The 10,527-nt window shown below is 70.0% G+C and carries 12 protein-coding genes, 1 tRNA gene and 1 pseudogene; 3 read left to right on the top strand and 11 right to left on the bottom strand.

What is annotated here, in order from left to right; all coding sequences use genetic code 11:
* Window positions 1–30 precede the first annotated feature (30 nt).
* From V1258_RS00895 to V1258_RS00865, 7 genes are all read right to left on the bottom strand, one after another.
* Window positions 31–336 carry a hypothetical protein gene (locus V1258_RS00895; RefSeq protein WP_329747932.1) on the bottom strand — a complete coding sequence of 102 codons (306 nt, stop codon included), beginning with the start codon at window positions 334–336 and terminating at the stop codon, window positions 31–33.
* Window positions 337–467: 131 nt separating this feature from the next.
* Window positions 468–767 (bottom strand): hypothetical protein, encoded by a 300-nt coding sequence (locus V1258_RS00890; protein WP_329747931.1) that lies wholly within the window; start codon window positions 765–767, stop codon window positions 468–470.
* Window positions 767–2,554 carry a type IV secretion system protein gene (locus tag V1258_RS00885; protein ID WP_329747930.1) on the bottom strand — a complete coding sequence of 596 codons (1,788 nt, stop codon included), beginning with the start codon at window positions 2,552–2,554 and terminating at the stop codon, window positions 767–769. Before V1258_RS00885 ends, V1258_RS00890 begins: the two co-directional genes overlap by 1 nt.
* A 3-nt stretch (window positions 2,555–2,557) precedes the next feature.
* Window positions 2,558–3,298 carry a hypothetical protein gene (locus V1258_RS00880; protein WP_329747929.1) on the bottom strand — a complete coding sequence of 247 codons (741 nt, stop codon included), beginning with the start codon at window positions 3,296–3,298 and terminating at the stop codon, window positions 2,558–2,560.
* A 56-nt stretch (window positions 3,299–3,354) separates the two neighbouring features.
* Window positions 3,355–5,115, bottom strand: coding sequence for a hypothetical protein (locus V1258_RS00875; RefSeq protein ID WP_329747928.1), 1,761 nt, complete (start codon window positions 5,113–5,115; stop codon window positions 3,355–3,357).
* A 161-nt stretch (window positions 5,116–5,276) separates the two neighbouring features.
* Window positions 5,277–6,167, bottom strand: coding sequence for a hypothetical protein (locus tag V1258_RS00870; protein ID WP_329747927.1), 891 nt, complete (start codon window positions 6,165–6,167; stop codon window positions 5,277–5,279).
* Between the two features lie 41 nt (window positions 6,168–6,208).
* Window positions 6,209–6,388, bottom strand: coding sequence for a hypothetical protein (locus V1258_RS00865; RefSeq protein WP_329747926.1), 180 nt, complete (start codon window positions 6,386–6,388; stop codon window positions 6,209–6,211).
* A 165-nt stretch (window positions 6,389–6,553) separates the two neighbouring features.
* Here V1258_RS00865 and V1258_RS15215 point away from each other — a divergent pair.
* Window positions 6,554–6,778 (top strand): annotated as a pseudogene (locus V1258_RS15215) (helix-turn-helix domain-containing protein); the annotation flags it as partial.
* A 77-nt stretch (window positions 6,779–6,855) separates the two neighbouring features.
* On the opposite strand, the gene V1258_RS00860 reads toward V1258_RS15215, so the two are convergent.
* A tRNA-Lys gene (locus V1258_RS00860) sits at window positions 6,856–6,929 on the bottom strand.
* Between the two features lie 239 nt (window positions 6,930–7,168).
* Between V1258_RS00860 and V1258_RS00855 the strand changes: the two genes are divergently transcribed.
* Complete coding sequence (locus tag V1258_RS00855; RefSeq protein WP_329747925.1) at window positions 7,169–8,065, top strand: NAD-dependent epimerase/dehydratase family protein; 897 nt, start codon at window positions 7,169–7,171, stop codon at window positions 8,063–8,065.
* Between the two features lie 7 nt (window positions 8,066–8,072).
* On the opposite strand, the gene V1258_RS00850 is transcribed toward V1258_RS00855, so the two are convergent.
* Complete coding sequence (locus V1258_RS00850) at window positions 8,073–8,528, bottom strand: GNAT family N-acetyltransferase (RefSeq protein WP_329747924.1); 456 nt, start codon at window positions 8,526–8,528, stop codon at window positions 8,073–8,075.
* 46 nt (window positions 8,529–8,574) lie between these two features.
* Here V1258_RS00850 and V1258_RS00845 point away from each other — a divergent pair, with 46 nt between their 5' ends.
* Complete coding sequence (locus tag V1258_RS00845) at window positions 8,575–8,994, top strand: YchJ family protein (protein ID WP_329747923.1); 420 nt, start codon at window positions 8,575–8,577, stop codon at window positions 8,992–8,994.
* Between the two features lie 90 nt (window positions 8,995–9,084).
* On the opposite strand, the gene V1258_RS00840 is transcribed toward V1258_RS00845, so the two are convergent.
* Window positions 9,085–9,561, bottom strand: a complete 477-nt coding sequence (locus tag V1258_RS00840; RefSeq protein WP_329747922.1) for a hypothetical protein — start codon at window positions 9,559–9,561, stop codon at window positions 9,085–9,087.
* Window positions 9,562–9,616: 55 nt separating this feature from the next.
* Window positions 9,617–10,372 (bottom strand): SDR family oxidoreductase, encoded by a 756-nt coding sequence (locus tag V1258_RS00835; protein ID WP_329747921.1) that lies wholly within the window; start codon window positions 10,370–10,372, stop codon window positions 9,617–9,619.
* Between the last annotated feature and the right edge of the window lie 155 nt (window positions 10,373–10,527).

The raw sequence follows: 10,527 nt of genomic DNA, 5'->3' as shown, positions 1-10,527 counted from the left end.
CATACCGGCCTCCCTCCTCCGCTCTCCTGGTCAGGAGAAGATCGCCACGCCCTGGCCCGCGAAGAACCCGATGAACGCGTTTGCGCCCGCGCACACGATCGCGACGACCGCTGCGATCGCGAGGATCTTCACGCCGATACTGCCGACGCCGGGCCGGTTGCTCACCGAACCGAAGCCCCACACGAGCGCTCCCGCGATCAGCACGGCCACGGCCGCGAGGATGCCGACGTTCATCAGCGTTCCCACCACATCGACCAGGAACGTCCGCACCCCAGGGGGCAGCGCCTCCCACGTCGGCTCGACCCCCGGGTCGGTTCCTGCCTGCAGTTCGTCCAACATCGCTGGCTCCTTCACGACTCAGCGGCGGTGCCTCTCACCGCCCATGAAGGGACAAGCCAGCCCGTCACGACACACAACGAGGGGGTGCCCCGGCTTCCGCCGGAACACCCCCTGTTGCTGCCCCTGCGCTAGTTCCAGATCGAGATCGCCTGCTGCCCGAACCATGCGATCCACGCATTGAGTCCCGCCGCGACGATCGCGCAGGCGACCGCGCCGACGATGGTCTGGACGCCGTTCTGGCTCAGGCCGGGACGCTGGCGCACGATGCCAGCACCCCAGAGGATCGCCCCGAAGATGAGCGCGGCAACGGTCGCCAGGATCGCCGTGTTGGCGATCGTTCCCGCGATGGAGATCAGCAGCTCGCGCGCCGTGTCCATGCCGTCGCTCACTGGCACCAGCGGCCTGATCGGATCATCGCCGTCACCCATCACGTGCTCCCTTCCGCGTTCTCACCGGTCACCGGAACCTCCAGCGGAGCGCTTGCCGGTGCGGGAGGGAAGTCCGAGGAGACCGGTTCTTGCGAGGTCCCCGTGTCCGTGGCCACTGGTGCCGGCTCCGGCAACGGCATGTGCGCCGCCGGTGCCGCGTCCACCGGGACGCTGCTCTCCGTGCCACCCGGCGGTGCCTCGACCGGTGCCGGCTCCCCCGCCGCCGGCCCCTCGCCACTCATCGGCACATCGGACATGACCGGAGCGGAGCTGCCACCGTCCCCGGCGCTCTCCCCCGGCGCCGACCCCTCCGCGGAGTACGACTGCTCGCCACCCGCCGTGCTCGATGCACCTGCAGGGCCGTCGCCGTCCGTCTTGGTGGTTTCGGTGGTCTCGGAGACCGCGCCGCCGATGTTCTCCTGCACACCGTCTGCGACACCCTCTCCAGCCTCTCCGGCCTCAGAAGCGACCTCACTGGCGACCACCGCGCCGGCAGCGAGGCCACCGGACCCGGCCGTCGCGGCGACCGCCGCACCCTTGCCGGTCTCAGCGGCCGTGTCAGCGTCTCCACCGCCGCCGCTGTCACCGCCGGCCTCTCCACCGACTAGGCCCGAACTACTGCCCTGGCCCGAGCCGCCTCCACCATCCAGCAGCGAGGACAGCCGTCCGGTGGCCGTCTGTCCCGCGGACAGCGCCGTCACCGGCACTGAGGTGAGCGCTCCCTGCGCGCCGGAGGCAGCTCCCTGGAGTTCCCGCACGCCGGCCTCGCCCATCCAGCCGAACAGAGCGAAGCACGCCACCGGCATGAATGCCGCCAGGATCAGCATCAGCACCCCGGACAGGACCGTGGTCAGCCCCGGCAGCGGATCAGCGCTGATGGCACCGGCCTGGATCGTCGAGGTGACTGCCAAGACTCCCAGACCCATGACGACGACGATCGCCAGCTTCGTGAAGATCAGCGCCACCATCCAGCCCAGCCAGATCGACGCCCACCGCCGGGTCGGCCCCCACGCCAGCCCGGACAAGCACAGCGGCCCGACCACGATCACGATGTACAGCAGCATGTTCCGCGCGACCAGCGCCAGCCCGATGATGACGCACGCGACTATCAGCAAGAACGCCGCAGCCAGGCAGATCAGCGACGTGGCGATGACGCCTCCCGCCGGCACTTCCCACGGCGAGATCGGGCCGGAGATTTCCGAGCCGCCGACGAGGTTCCCCACCAAGGTCCCCAGCTGCACGACCGCTGCCATGACCTCATCGACGAACTGGTCACCATCAGCGAGTGTTGCTCTCAGCATCCCGTCTGCCACGGCATCGACCGCTCGCACCGCTATGGCCGTCAGCGGCACCAGCGCCACCGTTCCCAGCACCGACACTCCCGCGCCGATGAAGGCATCCCGCGCCCCGGTGAGCGCCTGCGCCCGGACCGACGCCGAGATGATGCGCAGCGCCGCGAACGCGACGATCAGCGGCAGGCTAATGAAGAAGATCCGCCCGCCCATCGTGTAGATGAACTCCCCCGTTACCTGGGGCTCGGACAGTTGGAGCATCAGGTCCACGATCATGTGGAACAGCACCTGCGTGCCGTCCACGACGCTCTGCGCGAGGTCCCACAGGAACTCTTCGGCCTTGCCCTCGATCGCATCACCGATCGCATCCTGGGCCGCGTTGCCGACCAGGTTCAGCGGGGAAGCATTGCCACCAACGACGGTCCCTAGCGCCGTCCCCGGACCACCGACAAGGGTGCCAGCCCCTCCGGCGAGATCCTTCAACAGATCGCCCATGGCTCAGCCCTCCTCCGCTGCTTCTTCGAGCGTGCCGGGCACCGCGAGGAACACCTTGCAGTCCTCGCCCTCGGCGCACAGCATCGCCACCGTCCAGGTGACCGTGCCCATGTCCTGCTGCTTCCGCACGCCGTCCTCGGGGTCAGTCAGCTCGCGCCGCATGACACCTTCGACCTCCATCACCACCAGTCCCTCGCCGGTCAGGTACTCCCGCGCCTGCTCGGAGCCCTGCGCCGTGGCCGGCGCGAAGTAGTCCAGGAACTCGGCGGTCTCGACCGCCGTCACCTTCTGCGCCGTGAACTCATCGCTCGTCTTGTACTGCGCCCGATCGGCCCACGGATCGGACTTCCACGCCGTCGTCACGACCTGCTGCGCCCACTGCTGGGGAGTCGTAGGCTCCGCACCCTCGTTCGGAATCTCCGGCGCGGCCGACGCGATGGTCGCCACGTAGTACTCCTCCTGGAACCGGGCCGTGTCCGCGCTACCAAGCACCTCGGCGACCGCGGGAGCTAGCTCCTGGGGCTCGCTGGTGCTCGGCAGGGGCAGCACCACCGGGTTGGCTTCCTGGGTCGGATCATCCAGCCCGACCACGCTGTGCTCCTCGCTCGTCGGTCTCACGTCGATCCTCTCGTCCTCCCGCACCGTGGAGAACTGGCCCACAATCGCCAGGCCGATGAGGACTAGAACGATCGCCCCCACCGCAGCCAGTGCGATCTGCACCTTGCGCACCCTGAAAATCCACATGGCAGCTCCTCCTTCTCTCTGTCCTCATCGACAAGCGCGCCCACCACGACACCGCGCTACGCGACGCTTACTAGTTCCGGCTCCAGGTCTACATCGGGCGGCGGACCATCCCTCACGACCGCAGCCCACCACTCGGCCGACACCGCGTGGCGCGACAGGTGCTCGATCCACGCGCGCCGCTCGGCGCGGAACCGCTCGACCAGCAGCCCCACGACCAAGACCGCACCTACGCGCTCGGCCACCTCTCCCAAGCGGGACGGCACCGCCAGGAGCCGGCCCGTGCCGTCGCGCTCGATCAATCCCCAGGCCAGCAGCAGCTCCAGTGCTTCATAGGCCGCTGACCTCGACACCGCCGCGCGCACCCGGGCCGCCTCGATCGAGCGAGCCCCGTGCTCGATCGCCTCGAAGACGAGTGCCGCCACGACACCGAGCTCACGGAAGGCCGGCCGCAGGGCGTGAACCTTCCCGCTCGGCAGCTCGACGCGCTCGACGCGCTCCGCGTGACGGGCAGGAATGCGAAGTTCGTATAGGTCAGCTCGGGTTCCTTCGCCTTCTCGTACCAGCACCAGCCAGGGGTCCTCGGCAGATCGCAGCTCGGCTAGGACGCGAGAGACCGTCGAGGGCTGAACCGGGAGAGCCAGTGACAGAGAGCGCACCCCGAACTCGATGTGCCGGAAGCCCTTCTGATGAGCGGCAGCAGCCAGAGCCCGCAGCAAGAACCGTGCATGCATCCCCCGTGGCCCGGACAGCTCCAGCGCCTCTACCTCCGCCAGCACCGCTCGCCAACGCCGGATGAAGCGATGCTCGTCAATCGCGATCTCCTCGTTCGTGCGAGCCCTGGGTGCCCCCCTCGTGACTTCTAGCTCCTCGCTTGTGTTGCAGTGGCGGACAGACTTCTTGGTGCGCTGGCTGTTCGCCACGAAGGCGATCGCCTTCCGCCACTCTTTGCCGAGTAGCTGCCCTGGCTTGCTGGCGTTCTGGAACAGCTCGACCAGGCCCGCCCAGCGCCCGTCCTCCACCCGGGCCACCACGTCCTCAAACCGCAGCCCCGCCCGCGCTGCCGCGCACAGCACCGCCATACGCGCCGTCGAGCGATCCCCATAACCGGCCTCCCGGTACAGCCCCTCCTGAGCCAGGGTCACGAAGCGCGGAGCCATGACACGGCCGACGAACGGCGCGTTCAGCACCGCCGCCTCCTCCTCCAGCTCCTCCAGAGGACGCGCCAGCGTCATCCCCTCGCGAGCCCCCGCAGCCAGCTCCTCGGTCAGCTCCCGGCGGAGCGCCCCGATCACCTCGGAGCCGTTGCGCTCCAGCAGCACCCGCCGCGCCGTATCCAGGGGCGTCTCCAGCTCCTGGTAGCCGCTGCCGTCCTTGTACGGAGATCCCGGCGTGCGGATGCAGCCCGAAATCGCGCCCGTGGTGTGAGGCAGAGGATCGACGCCCGGGAAGCGGCGCGCCAGTGCTTTCGCCAACGTCCCTGCCTCGTCGACGCTCAGACCGTCGCGCAGGGGCACGTAGACGTGATGCTTGCCCGCGGGAGAACGGTCTACGACGACTCGTGCCCCGCAGCGCTCCAGCAGTGCCACGATCCGCTGCAGCAGCTCCAGCCCCTCGGCGCCCGGCACGTCCACATCGACCACCAGCGTCCGGCACCGCGCCTGCGAGTTATACAGCAACACCGCCGCCGGCCTGTCCGGCACTTCTGCCGTCAGGTCCCGCTCGTCGCGCGTGGAGTACTGCCACTTGCTCTTACGGCCATCCCAGCGCCCGATACGAACGCGGGACCGGCCCGCGATCAGCAGGCCCAGAGCCCACAAGGATTCTTGATCCTCTGCCACCGTCCGACGTAGCATGGGCACGTACCTCCCGTTGATCTTCTCGATTGATGGGGTTCAGGACTCGGAACAGGCCGCCAAAACCTTGAAGTTCCGAATCCGATTTTCGGAGCGCCGACCCCACGGGTCGGCGCTCCGTTTGTCTAAGCCGATATGCGACACGGCCGTACCGTCTCGCCCGTGAGGGGGAACAGGGCAGGCTGCCGGCCTTCCTCGCGCCGCACCTGGCCAGGACGTGCAGCAACCGTGCGTGCGTGACGCGCGTGCCACGGAGAGACCGTCACTGCATCTCCCTTGCGCACCGCCCGGGCGCACTCCGCGAGGAACGACCACTCCGGGTGCCGCTCCGTGCCGAACACGAGCCACGCGAACGCCTGAGCCTGAACCCGATCGAAAGCCCCACGCATCGCCGGCAACTCCTTCACGAACCGACTCGCCCGCCGCCGCGCCGTCGCAGAGGTCAATCCCACGCCCATATCGCCATCGACGGCAGACGTCCCCGCTATCTCGAGCGCACGCCTCGACAGCTCCGGCCGGACCTTGAACCGCTGCGCGAGAATCGCCACGAAGGAGTCGATGGTCGCGCGGGCCTCACGCGACGCTTCGCCCTGCCCACGTACCCATGCGGGCTCCGCAGAGAGTCGATCCAGAGGATCCGACTCCATCGAGCTCTCCAGCTCGTAGAAATGCAGGATCCGCGCGGTGCCGGGGGAGACCTGCCGTGAGCCGGCACCCATCTGGCTGGCCAGATCTGCACGAGCGAGGTTCTTCGCAACCGCGCCGACTACGTAGCCGAGCGGCCGCTCCATCTCCAAGATCCTCTGGACGTTCTGCGCCATCGGCAGCTGCCCCGACCCCGCGACCACCAGCACAGCCTCGGTAACCGCATCGGCCGCCTCGACAGATAAGCCGCCACCACACGCGCTTCGGCCCCGACTCGCGATCATGCGAGCGAGCACCCGGTGCATCAGAGAGACGAACGCATCGCCGGCCGCGCCGCTCCACTCATCGGGATCGGAGGCCAGCGCCTCCATGACCCGACGGAACTCCGCAGCCTCACCACCGCGGCCCGCGCTCATCGTCGAGCCCCCTCGGGCATCGCGCTCTCCCGCCATTCGGCGCGGGCGTCCTCCGCGGCGAGCAGCCACTTCCGCAACATGTCGCCCTTCACGACGACTGCCCCCTCGGTCTCATCAGCGAGCCGCTCAGCGAGCTCGGCCCAGTTGGGAGGCCGCACGGAGCGTCGCTGCTCCATGGCCCAGTCCCAGAGCCCCCCGTGCCCTGACAGCCGGAGGAGAAGATCTGCGTACGGCGCCTGACTTCTCATGAGGCCAGACTGTAGTCCAGAAATCTAGACGCGACAACAGTCTTGGCTCAAAGTGTCTAGGCGTGGCTCGACAGCGGCGGTACCCTTGGACTCATGAGCGAACTTTCGAACCGTGAAGAGTCCCCGGCTGCAACCGCCGACCAGCGGATCGCCGCTGCCGTTCGGGCCTTGGCTGCCGGCCGAGGGGTCAAGAATGCGGAGCTCGCTCCGATCATCGGGGCAAGTCGCGCCACTGTGTTCGCCAAGGTCAAGGGCGAGGCCCCTTGGAAGGCGAACGAGGTAGAGCTGGTCGCCGAGTACTTCGACGTGTCCGTGGGGGACCTCTTTGACGGCCTCGGACTGTTCCGAGACACGAAGAAGCCCCACCGGCTGACCGGTGGGGCTTCTTCCTCGGGTGCGCCATCAGGGACTCGAACCCCGGACCCGCTGATTAAGAGTCAGCTGCTCTAACCAACTGAGCTAATGGCGCCAACGGAGAAGAACTCTACCCCCAAGTCCCCTCCCGTCCAACCGCAGCGGCCCTTCTGTGAGCGAGCGAACAGCGGCGATGCTGCATCCCCTCCCTGTCTCGTCCGCCACGGACCTCCCCGGGATCTGCACGCGCGGGACGGTCGGCGACGCGTCGACCGGACCGGATCCCCTAGACTCGAGCATCCAGGAAAGTCGTCGCGCGAGGCCCCGGCCAGGGCACTCGGGAAAGAGGTCAGCGTGAGGATCGCGATCACCGGTGCCACGGGAGTTCTCGGCCAGGAGGCCGTCGAGGCGCTCGTCGCCGCCGGCCACGAGGTCACCGGGATCACTCGACGCGACTCCGGGGTCCCGATCATCGAGGGGCGCGGAGCTTCCGCGATCGTGGCCGACGTCTTCGATCACGCCGACCTCGCCCGGGCCTTCCGCGGTCACGACGTCGTCATGAACACCCTCGCCCACGTCCCCGTCGGGATGGCGGGACTGCGTCCGCTCGCCTGGCGGGAGGACGACCGTCTCCACCTCGAGGCCTCCGTCGCCATCGCGAAGGCGGCCGCCGAGGCCGGGGCACGCCGCCTGGTGCAGGAGTCCTCGATCTTCATGTACCCGGACAACGGCACCGACTGGATCGGCGAGGACCTCCCGCTCAGCGTCCGCAACCAGGCGTTCCGCCCTCGGGTCCGGGAGATGCGCGCCGCCGTCGACTTCGCGACCGCCGGCCGCACCGCGGTGGTCCTGCGCCTCGGCCAGCTCTTCGGCCGCGATCAGCACACCACCCACGCCCTGCGCGCCACCCGGGCTGGGGACCCGATCCTGCTCGGCCGGCCCGACGGCTACATCACCCTGCTGCACCACTCCGACGCGGGCACCGCCTTCGTCGCCGCGCTGCGGGCGGGCAGCGGCTTCTACAACGTCGGTGGCGAGCCGATCACCCGCGGCCGCTGGGCGAAGGATCTCGGCACCGAGGCCGGCGCGTCCGGGCCCGCGAAGTTCTACCCCGAGATCACCCAGGCCCTCGTCGGGACCCGGCTCGACACCCAGCGCCGTTCCCTGCGGGTCTCCTCGCTCCGATTCATGTCCGAGACCGGCTGGCGGCCGACGGTGGGTCCGTCGACCAAGGGCTGGTCACGCCGCTGAGCCGCTTTCAGCGGGGCAGGCGCATGCCGAGGCTTGGCGTCGAGTCGACAAATCCGAGGGAGCGGTAGAGCCGCTGCCCGGGCGGATCGGCGAGCAGGGTGATGTACGGATGCGGGGGCGCCGCCGCCTCGATCCGCGCGATCAGGTCCTCCATCACGGCTCGCCCGAGCCCCTGCCGCTGATGCCCGGGATCGGTCGCGATGTCGGCGAGGTGGAAGTACCAGGTGCCGTCGCCGAGCGTGCGGCCCATCGCAGCGAGATCGCCCTCCGCGGTGCGCACCGTGGTCCAGGCCCAGCTGTTCGCGAGCGCCCCGGCGGCCTGCTCCGGGGTGCGCGGGCTGAGCCCGGCGATCTGCCGGAGCCGCACGTACTCCGCGCTCGTCGGCGGCTCGGCACTCTGCTGATAGCCCGGCGGGAGCGGGGCGGGCGAGGGTGCAGCGGGAGTCATGTCGGACGAGGCCATGCCCCGATCCTGCCACCGGGGCCGGACGGGCCGGGATACTGGGGCGATGACCCACTCCCCCGCTCCCCTGCCCGATGACGCCCGCTGCCCGTGCGGGAGCGGGGAGGTGATCGGCGCCTGCTGCGGTCCGGTGCTGCGTGGTGCGCGCCGGGCCCCGACGGCCCAGTCGCTGATGCGCTCCCGCTACACCGCCTTCGCCACCGGCGACGTGGAGCATCTGCTGCGCTCCTGGCATCCGAGCACCCGGCCCGACGAGGCCGAGCTCGCGGACTCCCTCCGCGAGGAGCGGCGCTGGCTGCGCCTCGAGATCCTCCGCACCGAGGCGGGCGGCCCCTTCGACGACGCCGGGGTCGTCGAGTTCGCCGCCCACGCGAAGGGCCCGGGCGGCCGCGAGCGGCAGCACGAGGTCTCGCGGTTCCTGCGCGAGGACGGCCTCTGGCTCTACGTCGACGGCGAGGTCGACTGAGCCCGCCGTCCCCCGCCCCGTCGGCCGCGGACAGCGAGACGCCCCGGTCCGAAGGGACCGAGGCGTCTCGTACAAACTCCGCGAGGGCGATCAGGAGCCGGCCGAGGCGACCTTCTTCTCGGCGCGCTTCGCGGCCTCCTGAAGGATCGCGCCGAGCTCCGAGGCGTGCTTCTCCGCCTCCTTCGGGACCGGCAGCGAGGACTTCCGGACGGACTTCCGAGCCTTCTTCGCCGAGCGCTCCGCGCCGCGGCGGGCGTCCTTCATGACCGCGGCGACCTTCTGCCCGCGGGTCGGCTCGCGGCGCGACAGGGCCACCGCCGCGGCGATCCCGCCACCGATCACGACCAGGCCGATGACGCCGCCGACGACCACGGGGAGGGTCGCGGCGGTCTTCCCGTCACCGGCGTCGGAAAAACTCTTCACCGATCCGAGCAGCTCGTTCTTCCAGCGCGTCACGGCGTTCTTGGGGTTGACGCGGTCGAGCAGCTCGTCGATGTCCGCGGCGAGGTTGTCCTGCCGGCGGAACGCCTCGTCGCGCATGTCGTCCAGGCTCTGCTTCTTGGCCACCACTTGCCTCCGGTGCTCGTCGGTTCGTCAGGGGAATCGTAACGTGCCGGGCGTCTCAGCCCTGCGTGCGGGCGAGAAAGTCCTCGGCCCCGCCGACCAGCTCGACGTGACCGGTCTCGACGTCGGCCGTCGCCATCCTCGCGACCTCGGCCGCGAACTCCTCGACCGAGTACAGCTTGCCGGCCGCCTCACGCCGCGCCTCGAGCGCCCCGGGACGGGCGCGGTTGAGCAGGGTCGCGGTGACGGTGCCCTCGATCATGTCGCCGGAGACGACCACGAAGGACACTCCCTTCGCGCTCAGCTCGTGGATGCGGGCGGTCAGCGCGGTCTCGCCGGCGCGCTTGGACCGGGCGACCTGCTCGTACTCGGGCATGGTCTCGACCTCGTCGATGAAGTGCGCCTGGTGGCTGGTCACGAAGACCACGCGGCCGCCCTCGGTCAGGTGCTCGAGGCCGGCCGTGAGCGCATCGTCCTGCGCGTCGCGGTTCAGCCGCATCGCGTAGTCCTCGCCGAGGTCGGACTCCATGCCGCCGGAGGCGTTCAGGACCAGGAGGTCCAGGGAGCCGAAGGTGTCGACCGCCGCGCGCATCAGGGCGCGCACGCCCTCGGGGTCGGTGAGGTCCGCGCCGACGGCGAGGGCTCGGCCGCCGGCCGCCTCGATCTTCTCGACCACCTTGTTCGCGCGGGGCGCCTTCTGGCGGTAGTTGATGACGACGTTCGCGCCCTGGGCGGCGAGGAGCTCGGCGGTCGCGGCGCCGACGCCGCGGGAGGATCCGGTGATGACGGCGGTCTTGCCGGCGAGGGGGCTCATGGGGGTCTCCTGGTTCTCGGGACGGATGCTCGGGACGGGGTCCGGGTCGGGCGGGCGCCGGGCTCCGCCGCGGAGTCCTCCGCGAGCGGGTCGGCCTGCGCCACCGACCCTCGAGCCTACCCGTCGGCTCCGCGCGCTGCGGCTAGGCTGGTCCG

This window comes from Brachybacterium sp. J153, assembly GCF_036311905.1.
Taxonomy (GTDB): Bacteria; Actinomycetota; Actinomycetes; order Actinomycetales; family Dermabacteraceae; genus Brachybacterium.
Note: the sequence above shows the minus strand (reverse complement) of the source record. Positions and strands in the feature narration are given on the sequence as shown.